Here is a 24,329-nt window from a genome sequence, read left to right as displayed (position 1 = left end):
CTCGCCGGCGATGGCAAGCCGTCATGCCATGTTGACGTCGGCACTATACCAAGGCCGGGCCAGAATTTTCACCGGCATTTCGGTCTTCCGGTGCCTCAACGAAGCAACCTGTCGCCGAGTGACGGCCGGTGAGCCAGGCGCGCAGGGCGTTTCCCCGCATCACGCCACGCCCGAGCCCCGGTTTCATGGTGTGCGGATGACCGCGCGTCCGGCCTCACGTGTTCTGATCTGCTCCAGCTGTCGGCCGTAGAGGTCCGCCAGACGTGCATCACCGCGTGCCACGGCGACATCCACGGCCAGTTCCAGACTGTCACTGTCGGTGCCGTTCAGTCGGAAATATCGGCTCAGCGCCTGCTGGGCAGCGTCATCGTCACCGGCTTCATGTTCCATGCGCGCCTTGGCGAGCCACGCCTCGGCTTCCCGCGGGTTGATCTTGACGGCACGATCGAAGTTCGCCCGTGCCTCGCTCGTCTTGCCCAGCTGCAGCTGACAGCGCCCCAGGTTGGTGTAGAGCTGGCCGCGGTTGTCATAGGTCAGATCCTGCGTGGCTTTTTCCAGCTGCTCGCAGGCGGCGACGTATTCCCCGCGCGAGTACAGGAATGCCGCATAGTTGTTGCGTGCCCGCGTGAACGAGGGGTCACTGGCGATGGACTGCTTGAAGTAGTCATCTGCCAGTACGTTCTCGCCCTGACGCTGATAGATCATCGCCAGCCCGGCTTTGGCTTCGGCATTCCCCTGCTGCAGCTTGAGTGCCTTCTGGAAGGCATTGTCCGCGCGTTGCAACTGATTACGACTCAGATAGGCCTCGCCAAGTTCCACATAGGCCGTCGATGCCTTGTTGTCATCGGGGGCCGCGTAAGGGTCATTGGTTTCCACGCGCGTCGCGCAGCCCGACAGGGTCAGGCCGGCAAGACTCAGGCACAGCAGCATGCCGCGAACTCGCGCCGTGGCGCCGCGGCGGGAAAAGCGATGAAGTGGCAGACGACTCGACATGCAATCCTCGCGAGATAAGGCTCGTGATCTGCCTGCGGGCGAGGATCGCTGCAGGCAACAGAAGCGCCTCCATCAAAGCGCTGCACTCCAGACAAGTCAAGGCGGGTTTGTCAGGCAGGGCGGTGGGGGTCGTCACAGTCGCGCGGCAGGCATCCCCATGGGCCATTTGCGGCTTCCCCGCGCGAAAACGCCAGCCATGAAAAGCTCATGGCTGGCGCTGGGAGTCACCGTGGTGGCCTCAGGTATCTGGCCCCGACAAGTGCTCTGGCTCAGTCGGCGTCGAGCTGGATGGCGTTGATGTAACGCTCGGCGCGACGGGTGCGGTCCTTGACCTGACCGACCAGCTGGCCACAGGCGGCGTCGATGTCATCGCCACGTGTCGCGCGCACCGGGGCGGTGTAGCCCAGCTCATAGAGACGCTGCTGGAAGCGCATCACCTGATTGCGTGACGGCTTCTCGTAACCGGAATGCGGGAACGGGTTGAACGGGATCAGGTTGATCTTGCACGGCAGCTCGTCGAGCAGCGCGGCCAGTTCCTCGGCGTGCTGGATCTGGTCGTTGACGTCCTTGATCAGGGTGTACTCGATGGTGACGATACGCGCGTCGTCACACTTGGCCAGGTAGCGATGGCAGGAGTCGAGCAGTGCGCGGATGTTCCACTTGCGGTTGATCGGCACCAGCACGTTGCGCAGTTCATCGTTGGCTGCGTGCAGCGAGATCGCCAGGCTGACGTCCATCTCGTCGCCGAGCTGGTCCAGCTTGGGCACCACACCGGAGGTGGAGAGGGTGACGCGACGCTTGGACAGGCCATAGGCGTTGTCGTCCAGCATCAGCTTCATTGCCGGCACGACGTTGTCGTAGTTCATCAGCGGCTCGCCCATGCCCATCATCACCACGTTGGTGACCGGACGCTTGCGGGTGTCCTTGCGGTCTTCGGCGCCACGGGTGGCGACCCACACCTGGCCGATGATCTCGGCGGCGGTCAGGTCACGCTCGAAGCCCTGCTTGCCGGTGGAGCAGAAGCTGCAGTCCAGCGAGCAGCCGACCTGGGAAGACACGCACAGGGTGCGACGATTGCCGTTCTCGGACGGAATCAGCACGGTCTCGACATAGCTGCCGTCGCTGACTTCCAGCACCCACTTGCGGGTACCGTCCTTGGACTCGCCTTCATAGACGATGCCCGGCGCGCGAATCTCGGCGACCTGCTTGAGGCGTTCGCGCAGGGGCTTGGCGAGATTGGTCATCTCGTCGAAGCTGTCGACGCCTTCCTGGTGAATCCATTTCATCACCTGGGTGGCGCGGAATTTCTTCTCGCCGATGCTCTCGAAGAAGGCTTCCATCGCCGGGCGCGGCAGGCCAAGCAGGTTGGTGAGCTTCACGTCGGTAGGTGCCGCGGCATCGGTAGCGGTTGCAGTGGTATCAGTCATGGTCTCGGGCCGGTCGTGTCAGGGATGGGCAGGCGTCAGCCACAAGGATAGACGTCTGCAGGGTGGCGCTGTCAGCGGAGGTGGCGATGACTCGCGGACCTCAATGGACACTCGCAGTCAGGCAATGGGCAGGGAATGGCCGCACGGCACTGGCGGAGGTAGCTGCAGGGCTTCAAGAAAAGCGTATCGGACCTGCTCAAGCGTCGAATCTGCTTCAGGGAATGCAGGCTGGCGCACGACGCTTCAGCACGTCCGATACCACGACGGCCCCGCCACGCAGGCAGGGCCGTCGAGTCATGCACGGCTGGTGATATCACGCCCGCAAGGGACAGACATCATCAGGCGCACAAAGCGAAATCAACCGCGCGGGCAGATTTCGTTGTCGCCGAAGAAGTAGGCGATTTCGCGAGCAGCGGATTCCGGCGCGTCAGAACCGTGAACGGCGTTGGCGTCGATGGAAGTGGCGAAGTCTGCACGGATGGTGCCAGCTTCTGCTTCCTTCGGGTTGGTAGCGCCCATCAGGTCGCGGTTCTTGGTGATGGCGTCTTCGCCTTCCAGCACCTGGATCATGACCGGGCCGGAGGTCATGAAGCCGACCAGCTCACCGAAGAAGCCACGTTCGCTGTGCTCAGCGTAGAAGCCTTCGGCCTGTTCCTTGGACAGGTGAACCATCTTGGAAGCGACGATCTGCAGACCGGCCTTCTCGAAGCGAGAGTAGATCTCGCCGATCACGTTCTTGGCGACGGCGTCCGGCTTGATGATGGACAGAGTACGCTGGGTCATGGTGAATCTCCTGAGACAAGCTTTGAAGAGCCGCACGGCCTTGGGCCTTGCGGCGGAAAAAGGGCTCTGTCGACGCAGGGCTCGACAAAAGTGGGCGGCATTATAGCTGCTCGCGTCATCCACTGCATCCATCATGCGGATACTGGATGACGCGCGGATGGCAGGCGTCTTGTCTGCAATGACGCTCTACGCGCTGAGCCAGCTCTACACGCTGACGCTGGATCTACACGCTGAGCCAGGTCTACACGCTGAAGCTGGATCTACACGCTGAAGCTCTCGCCACAACCACACTCGTCCTTGACGTTGGGGTTGTTGAAGCGGAAGTAGCGGTTCAGACCGTCCTTGACGTAGTCCACTTCGGAGCCGTCGAGCACGGCCAGCGCTTCGCTGTCGACATAGACAGTCGCGCCGTGATCGACGAAGACGACATCTTCCTCGTTGGCCTCATCGGCGAAGTCGAGCACGTAGCTGTAGCCGGAGCAGCCGCTGGGCTTGACCGAGACGCGCAGGCCAAGGCCGTGGCCGCGCTCGGCCAGCACGACACGGATCTGGTCGGCGGCGGAGGGGGAAATCGACAGGTGTGCCATGAGCAGTCTCCCGGGTCAGGCGCGCAGCGAGGTCAGGGCATGCCTGAGCTCGCCGAGCGCGGATTCAATGTCGGCGGCGGTGGTGAAGCGTCCGAAGCTGAAGCGCAGTGACGCCAGCGCCAGTGGACGGGGCACCCCGATGCCGGTGAGTACGAAGGACGGTTCGACACTGGCGGAATTGCAGGCCGAACCGGTGGAAATCGCGATGCCGCGCAGTGCCATCAGCATCGCCTCACCGTCCACGCCTTCGAAGGCGAGGTTGAGGATGCCGGGGGCGCTGACGTCTATATCGGTATTGAAATGCACGCCTTCAAGGCCGGATAGTCCGGCGACGAATTGCTGGCGCAGCGCGATCAGGTGCTGGTGGTCGGCATCGAACTGTTCGGCGCACAGGCGGTAGGCCTCGCCCATGCCGACGATCTGATGGGTGGGCAGGGTGCCGGAGCGCATGCCGCGCTCATGCCCGCCGCCGTGGATCAGGGCCTCTACCTTGATCTGCGGCTGACGTCGCACGTACAGCGCGCCAACCCCCTTGGGGCCGTAGGCCTTGTGCGCGGACAGCGACAGCATGTCGATGGGCTGTCGGCTGACATCGAGCTGCACCTTGCCGGGAGCCTGGGCGGCATCGACATGGAAGGCCGCGCCATGCGAGCGGGCGATATCGCCGAGGGCATCGAGATCATTCAGGCTGCCCAGCTCATTGTTCACTGCCATCAGCGATACCAGGATCGTGTCGGCGCGCAGAGCGTCACGCAGGCTCTGGGGGCTGATGCGGCCATCCGGCTGCGGTGCGATACGCGTGACCTCGAAGCCCTCGGCTTCCAGCGCACTGGCGGTATCCAGAATCGCCTTGTGCTCGATGGTCGAGGTGATCAGGTGACGCCCACGCTCGGCATTGGCGCGCATGTAGCCGGTCAGCGCCAGGTTGTCGGCTTCGGTGGCACCGCTGGTCCAGACGATCTCGCGCGGGTCGGCGCCGATGGCGTCGGCTACCTGACGACGCGCGCCCTCGACCGCCTGCTCGGCCAGCCAGCCCGGCATGTGACTGCGCGAGGCCGGGTTGGCGAAGGTGCCGTCCTGCGTCAGGTGACGCATCATCAGCTTGGCGACGCGCGGGTCGACGGGCGTGGTGGCAGCATAGTCAAGGTAGATCGGCTGGGACATGGTGACTTCCTGAAGACATGACGAACGGGTTCAGCTGCCGGGCATGACGGTGATCGGTGTCGGCTCGCAGGCCTTGCGCTGACGACTGGCAATCTGGCGAACCTCCTCACGTGCGACCAGGTCCGCCAGGCTGATGCCATCGAGAAAGCCATGGATCTCATCGGACAGGTCACACCACAGATGGTGCGTGAGGCAGGTGTCGCCTGCCTGACAGTCCGAGAGTCCCTGGCAGCGGGTGGCATCCACCGATTCATTCACGGCATCGATGATGCGCGCCACGGAGGTGCTTTCCAGCTCGACGTCCAGCAAGTAGCCGCCACCCGGGCCGCGTACGCTCTTGACCAGCCCGGCACGGCGCAGGCGAGCGAACAGCTGCTCGAGATAGGACAGGGAAATGCCTTGGCGCACGGAGATGTCGGCAAGGCAGGTCGGACCACAACTGGCATGAAGCGCCAGATCGAGCATCGCGGTGACGGCGTAGCGTCCCTTGGTGGTCAGGCGCATGGCGGAACTCGTGAGCTGGTGGAGCGAATGGCATCGGCGACAGGGCCGCAGTGTCGGCGCCGTCTGCAGGCAGACGGCGCATCAGACTGTCCATTATGGTGAGACGCGGCGAGGGGGTCAATCCCGACTGATTTGGTCAACTTTATCCGTGCTGGCGCTCGGACTCGCCATGACCGGAGGCGCTGGGTGTGGCGTCGGCTTCGCGGGTAACCGGCCGGGCCTGCGGACGCTTGTCCGCGGGCTCACCACCACAGGGCCCCAGCTCATCGATCAGCTGCGCGAAATCGGCGTCGTCCAGCTCGGGAAGGTGGCCGGCGCGATAGCTGGCATCCAGCTTGCGCAGCGTGCCGCACATCTGTTCGATCCGCTTGTCCACCGCATGCATGTGATCGAGCATCGCGTGCATGGAGCGCGCGACCGGGTCGGGCATGTCCTGGCCCATGCCGTAGGCATCGAAGCCGAACTTCTCCTTCATGGCTTCGCGGCTTTCCGGATCGACGGGCGGCTCCTCCGCCACGTCCGGTTCGGCGCGCTTGACGATCTTGCCGGGAATCCCGACCACGGTGGCACCGGCCGGGACTTCGCGTGTGACCACGGCGTTGGAGCCGACCTTGGCCCCGGCGCCGACCGTGAACGGGCCGAGAATCTTGGCGCCGGCCCCGACGATGACGCCATCGCCGAGGGTCGGGTGACGCTTGCCGGCATTCCAGGTGGTGCCGCCGAGGGTGACGCCGTGATAGAGCGTCACGTCATCACCGATCAGCGCCGTCTCGCCGATCACGACGCCCATGCCGTGGTCGATGAAGAAGCGGCGTCCGATGGTGGCACCGGGATGGATCTCGATGCCCGTCAGCCAGCGCATCAGGGTCGAACCGGTGCGCGCCAGCCACTTGGCGTTGTGACGCCACAACCAATGATTGATGCGATGCGCCAGCAGGGCGTGCAGACCCGGATAGTTGGTCAGGACTTCAAAGAAATTGCGTGCCGCCGGGTCGCGAGCAAAGACGCTGTTGATGTCTTCACGCAGTCGAGTGAACATGGCGTGTCCTCAAAGAGTGCGGTTTGCCGCGTCGGTCTGTGCCAGGCGGACCTGCTTGTCGACTGACGAGAGAATCCCGCGCAGGATGTTGATTTCCATGCTGTCGGGGCGGGCGCGCAGGTACAGTCTGCGCAGGCGTGCCATCAGCTGGCGCGGTTGTTCCGGGTCCAGGAAATCGATGCTGATCAGCGTCTTTTCCAGATGCTCGAACAGGCGCTCGAGGTCTGCGTGGCTGGCCAACGGACTGTCCCAGTCGATGCCGAATGGCTGGTCATCCTCGGCCCGCGGGGTCTCGCCGGCGGCTTCCTGATCAGCCAGCCATGCCTGGCGGCACTCGTAGGCCAGCACCTGCACGGCCGCGGCCAGATTCAGCGAGCTGAAGTCCGGATTGGTCGGGATGTGGACGTGACGATGGCAGCGCTGCAGCTCTTCATTGGAGAGCCCGGAATCCTCGCGCCCGAACACGATGGCCACGCGGGCCTCCGGCAGGCGGGTCTCATCGGCCAGGGTGGCGCCGAAGGCGCGCGGCGTGATCATCGGCCATGGCAGATTGCGGGAGCGTGCGCTGCACCCGACCACCAGACTGCAGTCCGCCACGGCCTCTTCCAGCGTCTCATGCACGTGGGCATTGGCGACCAGAGTATCGGCGCCGGAGGCGCGTGAGGCGGACTCCTGACATTGCACCTGACAGCGCGGCGCGACCAGAGCGAGGTCGGCCAGACCCATGTTGAGCATGGCGCGGGCTGCACCACCGATGTTGCCGGGATGGCTGGTACCGATCAGGACAATGCGCAGACGTTCAAGCATGAGGACTTCCAGGATAGCGATTGAAGGGCGGGGCAATCGACGCGGCCCGGACACCGGGCAGGGCGGGACGTGCGTCAGGACCCGATATCCTAGCATGAAGCCGGCGCGGGGAGCAGTCAGGCGCTGACCGATCAGGCCGGCTCTCTTCGCCGAAGGTCGGGGATGGCGATGGCAGCCGGGCGTCGCATCTGCTAGACTTCGCCGTCCTGTTGTAGCGTATTCGCTCTCCTGCATTGCCGACCCCCGTGTCCGGCAGGTGCCATGAGCGTGGCCGTTGCACCCGCTGGCAGATTCCCGGGCCAGCCGCCTTACTGCGTTACACACCGTTCTTTAACAGCTTCCGACTCGTCAAGGCCTTGATCATGCATCCGATGGTCCAATTTGCGCTGCGTGCTGCACGCGGCGCCGCAGAGCAGTTCGTCCGTGTTCGTGAACGTATCGAAGTCGCGCGCAACGACAACGATCTCGATACCTTCATCGCTGACACCGCACGCCGCGCCGAAGCGCACATCGTGCGTCAGCTGGAACGCGGCTATCCGCAGCACGGCCTCTCCGGCCGTTACACCGACCATCGTGATGGCGAAGGTCAGGGCGCTGACTACCACTGGCGCATCGAGCCGGTGCACGGGTATTCCAACCTGGCATCCGCCTCTTCCGGCTTCGCGCTGTCCGTGGTCTGCCTGTTCAAGGGGCGTGCCGAGCACGCCGTGGTCATCGCGCCGTTCACCGACGAAGAGTACATCGTCAGCCGTGGTCGTGGCGCCCAGCATTCCGGCCACCGTATCCGCGTGACCAATGCCACCTCCATCGAAGGTGCGCGTCTGGCGATGGGTCTGCCGGAAAGCTGGCAGCGTCCGCGTCACCTGGCCACCTACCTGTCCATCGTCCAGCAGGTCGGCCCGCAGCTCGATACCCTGCGTGCCAATGGCTGTGCACTGCTGGATGTGCTCGAACTGGCCGCCGGCCGTGTCGATGCCGTCTACGTGCTGGGTCTGGAAGCCGGTGACAGCGAGATCGTCAGCCTGTTCCTGAAGGAATGTGGTGCACTGGCCGGCAGCGCCGATGGTACGCCGGTTGTCGTGGCGGAAGGCACGCTGATGGCCGCGGGTGCTCGCCTGTACAAGGCGCTGGCGCAGACCATGCAGCCGCACCTGTAAGACGCCGTGATTCGCAGTCCTGCCAGCCGCAGGGCGACGCGGAGAACGAAAAAAACCCCACCTCATGCGAGGTGGGGTTTTTTTGTGCCTGGCGATCCGTGCCGGGCGGTCGAGCGAGGCGCTTACGGCGCGCCGTCCTCGAACTGCTCCTTGGGCGGGGGGATCAGGTCCACGCGCTTCAGGCCGACCACCAGCAACAGCGCCGCTGCCACGTAGATGGACGAGAAGGTCCCCGCGACCACGCCGATGATCAGCGCGATGGCGAAGTTGTGGATCATGTCGCCGCCCAGGAAGAACAGCGCCAGCAGCACCAGCAAGGTGGTGCCGGAGGTGGACAGCGTACGTGACAGCGTCGCGTTGATCGCGTCATTGAAGATCGACGGCATGTCATCGGTACGCGATTTGCGAATGTTCTCGCGAATGCGGTCGTAGACGATGATGGTGTCGTTCAATGAGTAGCCGATCACGGCCAGCACCGCGGCCAGTACCGTCAGGTCGAAGTCGAGTCCGAACAGGGCAAAGATGCCCAGCAGGATGATGACGTCGTGACCCAGCGAGATGAGGGCGCCGAGGGCGAACTTGTACTGGAAGCGGAAGGCCACGTAGACCATCACCACGGCCAGGGCGAGCAGCATGCCGAGACCGGACTGGTCACGCAGCTGATCACCGACCTGAGCACCGACGAACTCGGCGCGGATCAGGTTCACGCTATCGCCGGTGGCCTGCAGGTGCGCCACGATGTCATTGCCGATGCCGGCCTCGAAGCTCTGCTGCAGACGCACCAGAATCTCGTTGCTGGCACCGAAGGTCTGGACCGAGACGTCCTTGTAGCCGGCGGCTTCCAGTGTCTGGCGTACGCTGTCCAGCGCCGGCGCCGCCTGGTATTGCACTTCCACCAGGGTGCCGCCGGTAAAGTCGAGGCCCAGGTTCAGGCCGTGAATCACAAGGGCGCCAATGGCCACGATCGTCAGCACGATGGAGACGATGAAGGCCGCGCGCCGCTTGCTCATGAAGTCAAACTGTCGCATCACGATGGCCCCTCAGATCCAGAGTTTCTTGAGTGTCTTGCCGCCAATGGCAAGATTGATGATGCCGCGCGAGACCATGATCGCCGTGAACATTGACGTCAGGATGCCGATGGACAGCGTGACCGCGAAGCCCTTGACCGGGCCACTGCCGATGGAGAACAGGATCACCGCGACCAGCAGGGTGGTGATGTTCGCATCGACGATGGAGGTGAAGGCGCGTTCGAAGCCGGTATGCACGGCCTGGTGCAGCGGCATCTTGGAGCGCATTTCCTCGCGGATACGCTCGAAGATCAGCACGTTGGCATCCACCGCCATGCCCAGCGTCAGCACGATACCGGCAATGCCCGGCAGGGTCAGGGTAGCGCCCAGCATCGACATCGCGGCGATCAGGATCGCCAGGTTGGCGGTCAGGGCCACGTTGGCGACGACACCGAAGGCCTTGTAGCGGGCCAGCATGAACAGCACGACCAGCAGCAGGCCCAGCTCGACGGACAGGATGCCGCGCGAGATGTTCTCGGCACCCAGGCTCGGGCCGATGGTGCGTTCCTGCACGAAGTAGATCGGCGCGGCCAGCGAGCCGGAACGCAGCAGCAGCGACAGCTCCTTCGCCTCGGTCGGGGAATCCAGACCGGTGATGCGGAAGCTGTTGCCCAGCGCGCTCTGGATGGTCGCCAGACTGATCAGGCCCTTCTCGGTGTAGGGGATGCGCTTCTCGACTTCCTCGCCATCCTCCATCACGGTGCGCGTGCGGGTCTTGTGCTCGATGAACAGCACCGCCATGTTGCGGCCGATGGCAGCACGCGTGACGCGGTTCATGATCGAGCCACCGGTGCCATCCAGGTTGATGTTGACCTGCGGACGGCCACTTTCATCGAAGCTGGTGCTGGCGCTGGAGACACTGTCACCGCTGATGATCACGTCCTTCATGATGTTGGCGGTGCGCCCCGGCTGGTTGCGGAAGGCGAAGGTTTCCATCTCGCTGGAGGGCGTGTCGCTGGCCGCTTCGAGACGGAACTCGAGGTTGGCGGTGGCACCCAGTACGCGCTTGGCAGCGGCCGTGTCCTGCACGCCCGGCAGCTCGACCACGATGCGGTTCGGGCCCTGACGCTGCACCAGCGGCTCGGAGACGCCCAGCTCGTTGACGCGATTGCGGATCGTGGTCAGGTTCTGATTGACCGCGTAATCCTGAATCTCCTTGATGGCGGCGGTCGTCAGAGTGAGATCCAGTACGGCCCCACGATCGACATCGCGCTCATCGTATTCGAAGTTCTGGAAGTCGCGCGAGACCAGTGAACGTGCCTTCGAACGGTCTTCGTCGTCGGAGAAGGTCAGGCTCAGCGTGCCATCGTTGACCTCACTGCCGCGGTAGCGGATACGCTCCTCGCGCAGGGTTTCCTTGATGGCGCTGGCGTTGACTTCCAGGCGTTGCTTGACCGCGGCGTCCATGTCGACTTCCAGCTGGAAGTGGACCCCGCCGCGCAGATCAAGCCCCAGCTTCATCGGCGAGGCGCCGAGACTGGAAAGCCACGACGGCGTGGCATCAGCCAGATTCAGCGCGACGATGGCGTCATCGCCAAGGGTGTCGCTGATCAGTTCCTTGGCACGCAGCTGCTGGTCGTTGCTGGTGAGGCGAATCAGGCCGGTGGAACCATTGAGTTCCTCGGATTTGGGCGTGATGCCGGCGTTTTCGAGGGCGCTGGTGGCGCGATCGAGATCTTGCTGGTCGATGGCATCGGCGCCGCTGGCGGCACTGATCTGCACGGCCGGGTCTTCGGGGTAGAGATTCGGCAATGCGTAGATCACGCCGACGGCAAGTACCAGGCAGATCACCAGGTACTTCCAAAGCGGATAGCGGTTGAGCATGGCAGCCCTGTCCTTGGTGGAGCGGGAGAGAAATAGCATGCTGCCGGCACAGGGGCCGGCAGCAGGAGGGAGATCAGATGGACTTGATGGTGCCCTTCGGCAGGACCGCAGCCACGGCGGATTTCTGCACGTTGACTTCGTTGCCTTCGTTCAGCTCCATGGTGATGAACTGCTCGCTGACCTTGGTGATGCGGCCGACCAGGCCACCACCGATGACGATCTCGTCACCCTTGGCCAGGTTGCTGATCAGGTTCTTGTGTTCCTTGGCGCGCTTGGACTGCGGACGCCAGAGCAGGAAATAGAAAATGACCACGAAGCCGACCAGCATGACGATCTGGCCGATGGCGCCGCCGCCGGCGACAGCCGCTTCGGCTTCCGCGTGTGCGGCAGGAATCAGGAATTCCAGCATGTGTATCTCCAGAGGTTACGAGTGAACTGTTGTTATGCAATGAGCGTGATTCGAGCGCTGCTTCACGCCTGTCTCGAGTCAGATACCAAGGCGACCGGAGCGGGTTGCTCTCCGGTCGCGCTTCGATTCGATCAGTCGGCCAGCGGCGGCACCGGCAGGCCGCGCGCGGCATAGAACTGTTCCACGAAGTCCTGCAATGTACCCGCTTCAATTGCACCGCGCAAACCAGCCATCACGGTCTGGTAGTAGCGCAGATTGTGGATGGTGTTGAGCATGGAACCGAGCATTTCTCCACAGCGATCAAGGTGATGCAGGTAGCCGCGTGAGAAGTTGGTGCAGGTGTAGCAATCGCAGTCCGGGTCCAGCGGTGACGTATCGTGCTTATGGACGGCATTGCGGATCTTGACCGTACCGGTCGGCGTGAACAGGTGGCCGTTGCGCGCGTTGCGGGTCGGCATCACGCAATCGAACATGTCGACACCACGGCGCACGCCTTCCACGAGATCCTCCGGCTTGCCGACACCCATCAGGTAGCGCGGCTTGTCCTCCGGCATCCACTCGGGAAGGTAGTCGAGCACCTTGATCATCTCGTCCTTGGGTTCGCCCACGGACAGGCCACCGATGGCGTAGCCATCGAAGTCGATCTTCTTCAGGCCCTCGAGGGATTTCTCGCGCAGGTCCGGATACATGCCGCCCTGGATGATGCCGAACAGTGCCGAGGGGGAATCGCCATGGGCATCGCGGGAGCGCTGGGCCCAGCGCAGTGACATCTCCATCGACTTGCGGGCTTCGTCATGTGTGGCCGGATACGGCGTGCACTCATCGAAGATCATCACGATGTCGGACCCCAGCGAGCGCTGGACGGCCATCGACTCTTCCGGGCCCATGAAGACCTTGGAGCCATCCACCGGTGAGCGGAAGTGAACGCCCTGTTCGGTAATCTTGCGCGTCTTGCCCAGCGAGAAGACCTGGAAGCCGCCGGAATCGGTCAGGATCGGCTTGTCCCATTGCGCGAAATCATGCAGGTCACCATGCGCTTCGATGACTTCCGTGCCCGGGCGCAGCCACAGGTGGAAGGTGTTGCCGAGGATGATCTCGGCGCCGATCTCCTTGATGGATTCCGGTGTCATGCCCTTCACGGTGCCGTAGGTGCCGACCGGCATGAAGGCCGGGGTTTCCACCGTGCCGCGCGGGAAGGTCATGCGGCCGCGTCGCGCGCGACCATCGGTGGCGAGCTTCTCAAAGCTCATGAAGCATTCTTTGCGCATGGTTCTCTCTAAGGCTTGGCGGCGAAACAGGCCGCAGCGGGTGTGGGGCTAGCGTAAGCCACGTCGTGTTAACTGCGCATGACGTGGCTCATGTGATGAGGTATCGCTCGGGTCAGGCGCGTTCCAGCAGCATGGCATCGCCATAGCTGAAGAACTGGTAGCGCTCCTGCACGGCAGCCTGGTAGGCGGCCATGGTGTGCTCGTACCCGGCGAAGGCCGAGACCAGCATCAGCAGGGTCGATTCCGGCAGATGGAAGTTGGTGATCAGCAGATCCACCACCTGCCATTCATAACCGGGGTAGATGAAGATGTCGGTGTCACCGGAGTAAGGTGCCAGCTCGCCACCGTGGGCCTTGGCAGCACTTTCAAGGCATCGCACGCTGGTGGTGCCGACAGCGACGACGCGACGGCCGGCGGCACGAGCGCGGGCGATCGTGTCACAGGCTTCCTGACCGACCTCGATCCACTCGCTGTGCATGTGGTGCTCGAGAATGCTGTCGACACGCACCGGCTGGAAGGTGCCGGCACCGACGTGCAGGGTGACGAAGGCGGTCTCGATGCCTTTCTCGGCCATGGCGGCCATGATCGGCTCATCGAAGTGCAGGCCAGCCGTCGGTGCGGCCACGGCGCCATCGCGCCTGGCATAGACCGTCTGGTAGCGCTCGCGGTCCGACAGCTCGTCATCGCGGGTGATATAGGGCGGCAACGGCATGTGACCATGCTGGTTGAGCAGCTCGATCATCGGCGTCTCGCCGTGGAAGCGCAGCTCGAACAGCGCGTCCTGCCGACCTTCGACCACGGCGGTGATGCCGCCTTCGAAGATCAGCTCGGTGCCCGGCTTCGGCGACTTGCTGGAGCGGATGTGCGCCAGACCACGGTGTGCATCCAGCGGACGCTCCAGCAGCATCTCGATCTTGCCGCCGGAGGCCTTCTGGCCGTGCAGGCGCGCGGGGATCACGCGGGTGTCATTGAAGACCACGACATCGCCGGGTTCCAGCTGCTCGAGCAGGTCAGGAAAGTGGCGATGCACGATCTCGCCGCTCTTGCCGTCCAGGTGCAGCAGACGGCAATCACTGCGCTGCTCGGAAGGGTAGCGGGCAATCAGCTCATCCGGCAGACTGAAATCATAATCACTGCGCTGGAGCGGGCGCTCGGAAGCGGAGGGGGCAACGCCAGAGGCATCGCCGGAATCGATTCGTGACATGGCCAACGGAAACTCTGGTGGCACGGCGCGCAGAAGGCGCTCCGCTGCAATGGAGATACCCTGCTCGCAGGCGTTCATGCCGTTAGCGCGTCTGTCTGTCTGCCCGCTCTCGAGCGGCAGTGGTCAGGGGCGATACGCAGGATGGACTGGCGAGCCTGGGCAGGCGAAAAAGGTGGCTCATGATACCGAATGGCATGGCTCCCGCGAAGTCCCGTTTTCGAACGACCTGTCCCGCTCAGTGCGTGAATCCGTCGCTGGGATGCGCTGCATGTGTCTGATCTGGCGTGAAAACTCGTTGACCTCGGCGTAGGCTTCCGTATAATTTCGCTCCATTGCCGGTGTGGCGGAATTGGTAGACGCAGCGGATTCAAAATCCGCCGCTTAATAGGCGTGTCGGTTCGAGTCCGACCACCGGCACCATCTTGAAAACAGTCGCTCACGAGCGGCTGTTTGCGTTTCTGGCCCTCGCCTCAGATTCATTGCTCTCAACTTCATTGCCTTGTGATCCCAGAGCACTCTTCTTTCTATTTCCTCTTTCCTCTTTCCTCTCTGTCCTTTCTTCGCGCTCTTGCCAGATGATGGTCTGGGTGTCTGAGGCATAAAAAAGCCCCGACCGGATGTCGGGGCTTTCTTGTCTCTGGCGCATCTGCCGGCGATTCACGCCTGATGTGGAACGCTCTTGACGCGTCGGTAGATGCTGTTGCTTGCGAGGGAAGGGTCAAGGAGTGCAATGCGCGTGCTCTGTATCGCGAGTTCCTGGCGCAGGGTAGACCACATGCCGATGAACTCGCGGCAATCCTGGCAGTTCACGAGATGGTCGGCGGATGGTGCATGGTATTGATAGTCCATCTTGAGGCCGGAACATACCGGACAACACAGAGCCGCTCGAGCTTTCCCTTTCATTTCTCCTCTCCCTCTCAGCATTCGACTGAATTCGGTGAGGTTCAGCGTAGTGGTCTCATTTCCTTGAGTTCGCGAGCTTGCCAGTCATCAAGATTCGTAAGCCCACCAGCTCAGGCTTACGGATCTTTCTGGCCGCGTGGCATAGCCCCCACACTCGCGAGTCATCCTCTGACAGGGCCTTTCCCTGGCTGCACTTGCCTGTGCACTTAGCCCATCACTACGCTGAACTCGCCGCTCTCCCTGAGCAGCGATTAAGAAATTACTGATTATTGAAAACTTGTACAAGAGTTAATTTGTTGCACAAGTTTTCAGGTATGTAAGATCGTGTACTTCAAGATAGTCTCATATCAAGATGTTCTCATGTAATGTGGCGTTCGATCGTTCTGATTCGCTGGCGACGCTGTCCGGCGCGCTTGATGGTTCACGTCATGTGCAAGACCAATGTCGCCTACATGACATGGTGATGTCGCTGCCGGGCCAGTCTGACGCTTGGTACAATCGGGCGTATCCGCTGGAGCTGCAGAGGGGAAGGCTGAACACGGAAAGCGCTCTCATCCCGTCAGCCGTCGCGGGCAGGGGATTCAGAACCTGTACTGAACTTGAATGGAACTCGCGTGATGCTCGAGGGGCGCCTGGCGGCGAACCGCTGTTCAAGCATCGCTTTCACGAACTGCCATGGAACATGGAAAGACTGTCATGCATTGGATGCCACTGAATCTGTGGTTGTCACTGGTTGCGCTGTGTGCCATGGGAGCGATGTCGCCCGGGCCGAGTCTGGCGATGGTGCTTCGCCACACGCTGGGAGGTGGCAGAAGTGCGGGAGTCGCCGCCGGTATCAGCCATGCATTGGGGGTCGGGTTGTATGCCGCGCTCACCGCCTGGGGACTTGGTGCCTTGATCGTTCATTATCCGGGCATGTTCCAGGCGATCATGATTCTGGGGGCGGCCTATCTGGCCTGGTTGGGCGTCAAGGCATTGCGGGCGGGCCGTGGCGGGGCGCTGGAGGCGCAGGCCGTCACCACATCCCGTTCCATGGCGATTCGCGATGGCTTCATGGTGGCGCTGGCCAATCCCAAGCTGATCCTGTTCTTCGTGGCGCTGCTCAGTCAGCTGATCACGCCGGAGATGAGCGAGATGGGCAAGTGGCTGGTGGTCGTGACGGCGATGGGCATCGACGGTGCCTGGTATGTGCTGGTGGCGATGGTACTGTCGCACTCGCGGGTGCTGCCCTGGCTTCAGGCGCGGGCGGTATGGATCAATCGCCTGACCGGTATCGTGTTGGTGGCGTTGGCGCTGCGGGTCGTATGGGGTGTCTGACCGGCGCATGTCGGGAGTGACATGCACCGTTGAGGAATGAGATTGCCTGGTAGAAGATGGCCGCCCTGACAGGTGATGTCAGGGCCGCGTTGCGTTGCAGGGGGTGGCTGGTGGAGCCGGAAGATCACGGAGTGAAGATGTCGGAGTAATCCTTCACGGGAACCCTGATCTGCTGGTCCGGGCGTGCCTGAAAGTGCAGGGTCACGGGGATTTCATCGCCTGACGAGATGGGCTGAGTCAGCCCAGTCAGCATCAGATGGGGCCCACCTCCCGGCCGCATCTCCAGTGGGGACTCGGGGGAGAGGGTCAGGTGTCCCAGCTGGCGCATGTACATCCGGCCTTCGCGCATCTGCATCTCGTGCAGCTCGATGCTCTGCGCCACGGGAGAGCTGGCGCCTGTCAGCGTGACCTTGCCTCGGGGGAGCGAGAGCGTGATATAGAGTGCAGCGGTCGTCGCGCCCGGAGGCGTCGGTAGTGCGAAGGCATCTTCCAGCACGGGATTTTCCAGCACGGGATTTTCCAGCATGGGGTCTGTCGCCACGGGGGGCGTCGCGGCGCTTGCATCGGTGCGCATCCACAGGATGCCGCTCATGGCGATTGCCAGCATCAGGCTCGCGCGTGAGAGTCGTGTCACGTGGTGTCGTCTCCTTGGCCTTTCATGGCAGTACCCGTGCCAACAGATGGCGGGGTGACATGCCCGGCGGCAGCCCATGTACGCCAGTGGCGCCGGGGATGTCGGTGCCTGCCAGTCGTGTGGCGCAGAAGGCCTCGGCCACGTCGGCAGGGGCATGGCGAATCAGCAGGGCAGCCTGCCATAGCACGGCCAGTGACTGGACCAGTTGCCGGGCTCGGGCTTCCTCGGCGTGATGAAGAAGGTTGCCGCGTTCGAAGATGGCCAGTGCGGCGTCATAGCGAGGACTCTGCCCCCGGGCGTCCCTGAGCTCGCTGAGCAGCGCCTCGCCTGCGTCGGGGTGACGGGCCAGAGTGCGCAGGACATCCAGACACAGCACGTTTCCAGAACCTTCCCAGATGGCGTTGACAGGGGCTTCGCGATACAGGCGCGCTGTCAGGTGTTCCTCTATGTAGCCATTGCCGCCCAGGCATTCCATGGCCTCTGCCAGCAGTGCCGGTGCACGACGATTGTGCCAGTACTTGGCGATCGCCGGCGCAAGGCGGGCCAGGGGGCGCGCATCCGGTTCCCGAGTGGCGTCATCGAACTGTCGCGCAATGCGCAGACACAGTGCGATGCCGGCTTCGACTTCCAGTGCGATGTCTGCCAGCACCTGCTGCATCAAAGGTTGACTGGCCAGCGGCTTGCCGAAGGCATGACGTTGCTGGCAGTGGTGCAGTGCCTCGACCAGTGCCTGGCGCATCAGTGCCACCGGCGCGGTGGCAGCATCCAGTCGGGTCTGGTGGACCATCTCGAGAATGGTGGTGATGCCACGTCCCGGCTCACCAAGGCGCTGCCCGCGCGCATCCACCAGCCGGACTTCGCTTGAGGCGTTGGCGCGATTGCCGCACTTGTCCTTGAGGCGTTGCAGTTGCAGGCCATTGTGGCTGCCATCCTCCCGTCGCCTCGGTACCACGAAGCAGGTCAGCCCTTCCTCGAGCTGCGCCAGAGTCAGAAAGGCATCTGACATCGGGGCACTCATGAACCACTTGTGACCGTTGAGGCGATAGCCTTCACCCTCAGCGTGTGCCTGTGTCAGGTTGCTACGGACGTCGCTGCCGCCCTGACGTTCCGTCATGGCCATGCCGAAGGTCGCGCAGTGCTTGTCGCGAGGGGCACAGGTTCTCGGGTCGTGGCTGCGGGCCCGCAGGCGAGGGCCCCAGAAGGCGGCCAGAGATTCATCCTGACGCAGCGCGGGCCAGGCGGCATGGGTCATGGTGATCGGGCAGCAGAAACCGGGTTCGGCCTGGGTGAGCAGGTAAAGGGCGGCGACATGGGCCTGATGTCCTCCGCAGCCTTCCGCCTCCCAGGCGACACTGTGCCAGCCACCTTCCAGAGCGATGCGCATCAGCCGGTGATAGTCGGGGTGATACTCGACGTCATCCCGCCGCCGCCCTTGTGGGTCATGGGTGTGGAGGACCGGCGGATGCGCATTGACGGCAAACCCCATCGCGCGGGTCTCTAGCGTGCCCACCTGCGCCCCGAGGTCGGCCAGGCGAGTGAGCAGGTCCGCCGAGAGCCCAGGCGCGTGACAGCGCAGCGCCTCACGCAAGGGGAGGTCATCGACGAAGGCATGGCGCAGCGGTGGTGCCGATTGATTGAGCACCTCATCGCGCCATGGAGCAGGCCGCTCCTCTTCACGAGAGTGCTCAGTCGAGGACGCAGGCAGCGAGTCGGGCATCGTGGGGTCCTGTCATGAGAGGTATGCCTTGAGCGTAGAACACCTGCGGCCTGCTGGCGGAGTGGAAGGCAGCTGCCTCGCATTCTGCTACCGTGGGGGCATCAGTCGGTGCGTGGCATCGCGACGATCAGCACAGGGAAAGGACAGGGTACGGTGATCCAGGACGAAATCATTCAATTGGTTGATGCACGCAATCGCCCATGCGGTACGGCTCCTCGTCGCCAGATGCGACGTTATCGCTACTGGCATCGAGCGACCTATGCCTTCGTGCTCAATGCTAGTGGAGAGCTGTGCATCCAGAAACGCACCATGAGCAAGGAAGTCTTTCCGGGGTATTTCGACCTCGCCAGCGGAGGTGTGGTCGGCGCGGGCGAAGCGGTCCACGTGGCCGCACGACGCGAGCTGGAGGAGGAGATCGGTGCCCGGGGCGTCGCGCTCAGACATTGCTTCGATTTCTGCTATCGCGATGCCACCAATCATGTCTATGGCAGCGCCTACCTCGCACGTTATGACGGTCCCTTGACGCTTCAGGCCGAGGAGGTGGCTGACGCCTTCTGGGTGACACCGCAACAGGCGCTGGAATTGCATCCTTCAACGCCGGACAGCCGTATGGCGCTTGAACGCCTCATTCGTGAGGGCTTTCTCGTCTCTGCCATGGAAGAGTAGGCAATGATGGCCTGTCGGCGGCGCGCCATGTCCCTGCGCGCGCCTGCATGTGCTTTCTCTGTCCCACTCTCCCTACCACTCTCTGTGCTGGAGTCTGCGCATGAATGCCAAGGTATCGCCCCAACAGTTGGAAGAGGTGGAGGTTGCACTGTCGAGCGTGCTGGCGGGCAAGCCGCATCAGATCCGGCTCGCTCTGTGCTGCCTGCTGTGTCAGGGCCACGTGCTGATCGAGGATCTGCCCGGGCTTGGCAAGACGACGCTGGCCCAGGGGCTGGCGCGTCTGATCGGCACCGACATGCAGCGCGTCCAGTTCACCAGTGATCTGCTGCCCGCCGACATTCTCGGCGTGTCGGTCTTCGACCCTCGTGAGAGCGCCTTCCATTTCCATCCGGGCCCCGTCTTTCACTCGCTGGTGCTGGCGGATGAGATCAATCGTGCCACGCCCAAGACCCAGAGTGCGCTGCTGGAGGCCATGGAAGAGCGACAGGTGACCGTGGAGGGCGAGACGCGTCGTCTGCCGGAGCCTTTCTTCGTCATCGCCACTCAGAACCCGCTTCAGCAATCCGGTACCTTCCCGTTGCCTGAGTCCCAGCTGGATCGCTTTCTGATGCGTCTTTCGCTTGGGTATCCAGAGCCTGCGGCTGAGCGAGAGATACTGAGAGGCAATGCCGGTCGCCAGCACATCGAGGCGCTGCGTCCCCTGTTGCCGCTCGAGGTACTGCGTGAGTGGCAGGCATCCGTGACGCGCGTGCGTCTCTCTGAACCGCTGCTGGATTACTTGCAGGCACTGGTCGCTGCCACACGATCGTCGCCGGAAGTGCCTTATGGCCTGTCGACGCGAGGCGTGCTGGCATTGGCCAACGCCTCGCGTGGCTGGGCGTTGCTCGCGGGGCGTGACTACGTGCTGCCGGAGGATGTCCAGGCCGTCTGGGCGCCGGTGGTCGGCCATCGCCTGAGCGAGGGCAGTGTCGCGGAGGGAGATGCCGTGGCTCGCCATCTGCTGGGGCAGGTGGCGGTGGTGCCTGCATGACACGAGCGGCCAGTGTCGGGCCATGGGGCCGGCTCAAGGCGCGCATGTTGCGCAGGATGTCCATCGCCGGCGGTGAGGCGCTCCATCATGCCCGTCTGATGATCCTGCCCACGCCCTTCGGCCTGTTCTGGGCGGTGCTGGTGTGCATGCTGCTGCTGCTGGGGATCAACTACGAGAATTCCCTCGCGCATGCGCTCGCATTCTGGCTGTTCTCGCTGGCGGTGATCAGCATCTTTCGAAGCTGGCGCAATCTTGCCGGTGTGCGCGTCCAGTTGATCGCGGATGGCGAGGCCTACGCAAGCGGTGAGTTGCGCCTGCTGGTCCGGCTGAGCGGGCGGGCGCGGGCGCGCGCCATCGATGTGCGTCTCGGGAATAGTCGTCAGCGTCTCGAGATTCATGCCGGAGAGGGCAGTGCGCCTATGGGGCTGCCGGTCGCTCTTCGTGGGCAGTTCACCTTGCCGCCATTGACGCTGGAGTCTCGCTGGCCGCTGGGGCTGGTGCGTCTGTGGTCCTGGGTCGCGATCGAGATGCCGGTGATGATCCACCCCTGTCCGCAGATGCCGGCCGCACCGCAGGGCAGTCGCAATACGCTGGAACAGGTCGAGCAGGGCGACTTCGCCGGCCTGCGTCGCTATGTGGCCGGTGATCCACCGGCGCATGTGGCCTGGAAGCACTGGGGGCGCAGCGGTGAGCTGGTCACCAAGCGTTTCGAGACGCCGGCACGCCCCTCCTTGTGGCTGGACTACGAGGCGTGCCATGGCGACATGGAACAGCGTCTCGGCGAATTGACGGCACGCGTGCTGGCGGCGGAGAAGTCACAGGCGACCTATGGGCTGCGCCTGCCGGGCCAGACGCTGGCCATCGCCAGTGGTGGGGCGCATCGGCGACGCGTACTGGAAGCGCTGGCCTTGTTTGGAGGAGAGACGGTGCTGCCCTGGGAGGTTCAGCAGCAGGCCGTGGCGTCTCGAGAGCTGGCCGGGAGGGCAAAGACATGACGCGAGCACATGGCAATGTCTCTCGCCGCTGGTGGCAACGCAAACCTCTGACGCCTGATCAGGCGCTTGGCTGGCTTGAACTGCGCCACCTGTTCATTGGCCAGTGTCTCGTGCTGGCGCTGCATCTGCTGTGGATGCCGATCTGGCTTGCACTCCCTGCGCTGCTGGCGGCGCTATGGCGGTTTCAGCAATTGCGCGCCCGCGTGCCGCGTGCCGGCATTCTGCTGCGGCTGGCGGCGGTATGCCTGGTGGCAGCAGGGCTGTTTCTGGAATACGGGCAGATGTTGCGCCTGGAGGCGATGATCGGCCTGCTGGTGGGAATCTATCTGCTCAAGCTGCTGGAAACTGACAGCCTGCGTGATGGTCGCGTGGTCTGTGGGCTGGGGTTTGTCGTGCTGGCCTCCGCCTTCCTGCATGATCAGGGGCCGGTGATGGCAGCTGCGGCGATTCTGGCCGCTGGCTGGCTGATCGGTGGTCTGGTCCTGATCGCCGGAGCGCGCCGCAGTGGTGAGGCACTGCGTGAGACTTGCTGGTTGATGGGCTTGTCATTGCCGCTGATGCTGGGATTGTTCGTGCTGTTTCCCCGTCTGCCGCCACTCTGGAACGTTCCTCAGCTGGAAGAGGCCACGACCGGTCTGACGGATAGCGTATCGCCCGGTGATATCGCAGCGCTGGGGCGCAGTGACGAGCTGGCTTTCCGAGCCCGTTTCGACGGTGCCTTGCCGGCAGCTTCAGAGCGCTACTGGCGTGTCTATACCTTGAGTCTGTTTGATGGCGTGCGCTGGTCACGTGCCTCCCCTGATAGGCTGCAGAGTGCGTTGGGTGGGCCAGCGTCGCGCTATGCCGTGCGTGGCAGGGGCGTGGATGGCGGGAGCCCCCGGCACCGTTATGAGCTGTTGCTGGAGCCGGACCCGCGCCCTTGGCGGCCAAGCCTCGGCGCTCCGTTGTCGAGTGATCAGGAGGCGCGTTATCTGGTGGACGGCACTCTGGAAGGGATGTCGTCACTCAACACCCGTGCATTGCTGAAATTGAGTTCCTCCGGTCAGCCTCCCTTGGCGGCACCACAATGGATGCAGCGTCTGGATCTGCTGTTGCCTGAGGATGGCAACCTCCGTGCTCGCGCATTCGCTCGTGATCTGATGCATCAGGCGGGTGGAGACCCCCAAGGCTTCCTTCGCCTCCTGTTCCAGCATTTCCATCGTCAGCCTTACCACTACACCCTCACGCCCCCGCGTCTTGAGGGCATGAATCGTGTGGACGATTTCCTGTTTGATAGCCTGCAGGGGTATTGCACGCATTACGCATCGACTACCGTCTTTCTGGCGCGGGCAGCAGGAATCCCGGCGCGCATGGTGGCGGGCTATCTCGGTGGAGAGGCGCAGGGTGGCGCCGCGAGCGGTGAGCGTGAGTTGAGCATTCGGCAGTATGACGCCCATGCCTGGGTCGAGGTGTTCCATGGGGGGCGCTGGCACCGGTTCGACCCGACGGCGGCGGTGGCTCCCGAGCGTATTGCCCAGGGGGCGCTCAGTCTGCAAGGTCAGCCGGGTTTCATGGCAGATGCCGGTCTGCGCGCCTTCACGCTGAATAATTCCATGCTTCGTGATCTGAGGCGTCAGTGGGAGCGTTTCGAGTACCGCTGGCAGCGAAGTGTCGTGGGGTTCCGCCTGGAACAGCAGCGTAGTCTGTGGCAGCGGATGTTCGGCGAGTTTCGCTGGGAGTGGCTGGTCTGGGGGGTACTCGGATTGCTGGCCTGTGTGGTACTGGTAGGGGCGGTGCTGGTGCTCTGGTCTGGCCGTGAGGTAACGACACATGCCGGTGTCAGAGCCTACCGTCGTCTGGCGAAGCGTCTGGAGTGCTCCGGGCTTGGCCCTGGCCCGGGTGAGGCGCCCGGCAGTCACCTGCGGCGTGTCGCACGGCTGCAGCCGGACAATGTTAAAGAATTGTTACAGTTGTCGGAAGTCGTTGAACAATGGATTTACAATGATGACGCGCAAGAGGGCGCTTCTCATGCCGGCGGCTCGTCTTCTCGTAGCATGCGTCGCCAGTGGTCAGCGTTATGCCGTAAGTTGTCATAGTTCACGTTTTCCATCGTGGTGGTGTGTGATTCCTTGTTTTCTGGGTATTTTTCGAGATCAGGTATCTCAGTCTCGTTGCGTGGCACCACTACGGAAAATTGCTAGGTTGCGGTAAGTGTTTTTGTGTATCAAAATGTAACCATCTGATTTTGTCGATCATGCCATTGCGCCCTTCGCAGCATGATGCAGCACCTTTCCCCAGCAGGAGTAAGTCCCCATGGTTCAGGTCATTCGCACAGAAGGCACAGTACTTGTTGTTTCCGCCACTAACGAGTCGCAGCGTGTCGTCAATGGAATGACGCTTGAACCTACTGCCACCCTGATCGCGCCGCAGGGAGCGATCATCGTGCTGGAAGATGGTTCTCGGTTGGTGGTGCCGCAAGGGGCCCCGATCGGTATCGAGGTACTGCTCGCAGAGTCTCGCGATGACGCACCTGTCGACCCGACGGTAGAAGCATTGCGCGAAGCGATTGCCCGAGGCGAAGACCCGACGGCCATCCAGGAGGCACCGGCAGCGGGGGAAAATGCAGGGTCTCCGGGCAGCAGTCGCAGTGGCTTCCTGGATGCCTCTGGCGTCGGTCGGGATGGCCGTGTCGAGCGCACTTCCTACGAATATGAAGGTGGGTTCACCGATCCCACCTATACCGATGAAGACGAAGATGGCCTCGGGTTGGATCCTGAGTCGACGGAAACCGACCTGGCCTTGACCGTCGATGCGCCGGCGCTGACCTCCGACACCACGCCGACCATCGTCGGCAC

The 24,329-nt window shown here is 63.1% G+C and carries 22 protein-coding genes and 1 tRNA gene; 8 read left to right on the top strand and 15 right to left on the bottom strand.

The window, feature by feature from the left end; genetic code table 11:
- Nucleotides 1-183: 183 nt before the first annotated feature.
- From pilW to trmJ, 8 genes are all read right to left on the bottom strand, one after another.
- Nucleotides 184-993 (bottom strand): type IV pilus biogenesis/stability protein PilW, encoded by an 810-nt coding sequence (pilW, locus tag QD228_RS15625; protein ID WP_077380061.1) that lies wholly within the window; start codon nt 991-993, stop codon nt 184-186.
- Between the two features lie 269 nt (nt 994-1,262).
- Entirely contained in the window at nt 1,263-2,420 is a 1,158-nt protein-coding gene (gene rlmN, locus QD228_RS15620; protein WP_279876016.1) for a 23S rRNA (adenine(2503)-C(2))-methyltransferase RlmN, read from the bottom strand.
- Between the two features lie 357 nt (nt 2,421-2,777).
- Complete coding sequence (gene ndk / locus QD228_RS15615) at nt 2,778-3,203, bottom strand: nucleoside-diphosphate kinase (protein ID WP_043333812.1); 426 nt, start codon at nt 3,201-3,203, stop codon at nt 2,778-2,780.
- A gap of 260 nt (nt 3,204-3,463) precedes the next feature.
- The gene (locus QD228_RS15610; RefSeq protein WP_077380057.1) at nt 3,464-3,790 is read right to left on the bottom strand and encodes an iron-sulfur cluster assembly accessory protein; all 327 of its coding nucleotides are present in this window, start codon (nt 3,788-3,790) and stop codon (nt 3,464-3,466) included.
- A gap of 15 nt (nt 3,791-3,805) precedes the next feature.
- Nucleotides 3,806-4,954, bottom strand: coding sequence for an aminotransferase class V-fold PLP-dependent enzyme (locus tag QD228_RS15605; RefSeq protein ID WP_279876015.1), 1,149 nt, complete (start codon nt 4,952-4,954; stop codon nt 3,806-3,808).
- Nucleotides 4,955-4,984: 30 nt separating this feature from the next.
- The gene (gene iscR / locus QD228_RS15600; protein ID WP_077380053.1) at nt 4,985-5,458 is read right to left on the bottom strand and encodes a Fe-S cluster assembly transcriptional regulator IscR; all 474 of its coding nucleotides are present in this window, start codon (nt 5,456-5,458) and stop codon (nt 4,985-4,987) included.
- Nucleotides 5,459-5,600: 142 nt separating this feature from the next.
- Nucleotides 5,601-6,497, bottom strand: coding sequence for a serine O-acetyltransferase (gene cysE, locus QD228_RS15595; RefSeq protein WP_077380051.1), 897 nt, complete (start codon nt 6,495-6,497; stop codon nt 5,601-5,603).
- Nucleotides 6,498-6,506: 9 nt separating this feature from the next.
- A complete protein-coding gene (gene trmJ, locus QD228_RS15590; protein ID WP_077380049.1) occupies nt 6,507-7,304 on the bottom strand; it encodes a tRNA (cytosine(32)/uridine(32)-2'-O)-methyltransferase TrmJ in 798 nt (265 codons plus the stop codon).
- A gap of 362 nt (nt 7,305-7,666) precedes the next feature.
- On the opposite strand from trmJ, the gene QD228_RS15585 reads away from it, so the two are divergent.
- On the top strand, nt 7,667-8,461 hold the full coding sequence (locus QD228_RS15585; RefSeq protein WP_077380047.1) for an inositol monophosphatase family protein: 795 nt from the start codon (nt 7,667-7,669) through the stop codon (nt 8,459-8,461).
- A 122-nt stretch (nt 8,462-8,583) separates the two neighbouring features.
- Here QD228_RS15585 and secF read toward each other — a convergent pair whose 3' ends face one another.
- The 5 genes from secF to queA all read right to left on the bottom strand — a co-directional run bounded on the left by secF (nt 8,584) and on the right by queA (nt 14,233).
- Nucleotides 8,584-9,489 carry a protein translocase subunit SecF gene (gene secF, locus QD228_RS15580; RefSeq protein ID WP_077380045.1) on the bottom strand — a complete coding sequence of 302 codons (906 nt, stop codon included), beginning with the start codon at nt 9,487-9,489 and terminating at the stop codon, nt 8,584-8,586.
- Nucleotides 9,490-9,501: 12 nt separating this feature from the next.
- Nucleotides 9,502-11,352, bottom strand: coding sequence for a protein translocase subunit SecD (gene secD, locus QD228_RS15575; RefSeq protein ID WP_077380043.1), 1,851 nt, complete (start codon nt 11,350-11,352; stop codon nt 9,502-9,504).
- A gap of 73 nt (nt 11,353-11,425) precedes the next feature.
- A complete protein-coding gene (gene yajC / locus QD228_RS15570) occupies nt 11,426-11,761 on the bottom strand; it encodes a preprotein translocase subunit YajC (protein ID WP_077380041.1) in 336 nt (111 codons plus the stop codon).
- Between the two features lie 131 nt (nt 11,762-11,892).
- On the bottom strand, nt 11,893-13,029 hold the full coding sequence (gene tgt, locus QD228_RS15565; RefSeq protein WP_084207905.1) for a tRNA guanosine(34) transglycosylase Tgt: 1,137 nt from the start codon (nt 13,027-13,029) through the stop codon (nt 11,893-11,895).
- 112 nt (nt 13,030-13,141) lie between these two features.
- On the bottom strand, nt 13,142-14,233 hold the full coding sequence (gene queA / locus QD228_RS15560; protein WP_077380204.1) for a tRNA preQ1(34) S-adenosylmethionine ribosyltransferase-isomerase QueA: 1,092 nt from the start codon (nt 14,231-14,233) through the stop codon (nt 13,142-13,144).
- A gap of 334 nt (nt 14,234-14,567) precedes the next feature.
- On the opposite strand from queA, the gene QD228_RS15555 reads away from it, so the two are divergent.
- A tRNA-Leu gene (locus QD228_RS15555) sits at nt 14,568-14,653 on the top strand.
- A gap of 1,188 nt (nt 14,654-15,841) precedes the next feature.
- Nucleotides 15,842-16,453 carry a LysE family transporter gene (locus tag QD228_RS15550; RefSeq protein WP_279876035.1) on the top strand — a complete coding sequence of 204 codons (612 nt, stop codon included), beginning with the start codon at nt 15,842-15,844 and terminating at the stop codon, nt 16,451-16,453.
- 124 nt (nt 16,454-16,577) lie between these two features.
- Here QD228_RS15550 and QD228_RS15545 read toward each other — a convergent pair whose 3' ends face one another.
- The gene (locus QD228_RS15545) at nt 16,578-17,087 is read right to left on the bottom strand and encodes a copper chaperone PCu(A)C (RefSeq protein ID WP_279876014.1); all 510 of its coding nucleotides are present in this window, start codon (nt 17,085-17,087) and stop codon (nt 16,578-16,580) included.
- Nucleotides 17,088-17,109: 22 nt separating this feature from the next.
- Nucleotides 17,110-18,804 carry an acyl-CoA dehydrogenase family protein gene (locus tag QD228_RS15540; RefSeq protein WP_176494316.1) on the bottom strand — a complete coding sequence of 565 codons (1,695 nt, stop codon included), beginning with the start codon at nt 18,802-18,804 and terminating at the stop codon, nt 17,110-17,112.
- A gap of 153 nt (nt 18,805-18,957) precedes the next feature.
- On the opposite strand from QD228_RS15540, the gene QD228_RS15535 reads away from it, so the two are divergent.
- From QD228_RS15535 to QD228_RS15515, 5 genes are all read left to right on the top strand, one after another.
- Nucleotides 18,958-19,470 (top strand): NUDIX domain-containing protein, encoded by a 513-nt coding sequence (locus QD228_RS15535; protein WP_254696562.1) that lies wholly within the window; start codon nt 18,958-18,960, stop codon nt 19,468-19,470.
- 100 nt (nt 19,471-19,570) lie between these two features.
- Complete coding sequence (locus tag QD228_RS15530) at nt 19,571-20,500, top strand: MoxR family ATPase (protein ID WP_077380031.1); 930 nt, start codon at nt 19,571-19,573, stop codon at nt 20,498-20,500.
- Complete coding sequence (locus tag QD228_RS15525) at nt 20,497-21,495, top strand: DUF58 domain-containing protein (RefSeq protein WP_279876013.1); 999 nt, start codon at nt 20,497-20,499, stop codon at nt 21,493-21,495. The genes QD228_RS15530 and QD228_RS15525 overlap by 4 nt, the downstream gene beginning before the upstream one ends.
- Nucleotides 21,492-23,570, top strand: a complete 2,079-nt coding sequence (locus QD228_RS15520; RefSeq protein ID WP_279876012.1) for a DUF3488 and transglutaminase-like domain-containing protein — start codon at nt 21,492-21,494, stop codon at nt 23,568-23,570. Before QD228_RS15525 ends, QD228_RS15520 begins: the two co-directional genes overlap by 4 nt.
- 217 nt (nt 23,571-23,787) lie before the next feature.
- A partial coding sequence (locus QD228_RS15515) for a retention module-containing protein (protein WP_279876011.1) occupies nt 23,788-24,329 on the top strand: 542 nt, incomplete at its 3' end.

It is taken from the genome of Cobetia sp. 3AK, from assembly GCF_029846335.1.
GTDB classification, from domain to species: domain Bacteria; phylum Pseudomonadota; class Gammaproteobacteria; order Pseudomonadales; family Halomonadaceae; genus Cobetia; species Cobetia marina.
This window is presented reverse-complemented; position numbering and strand designations above follow the sequence as displayed.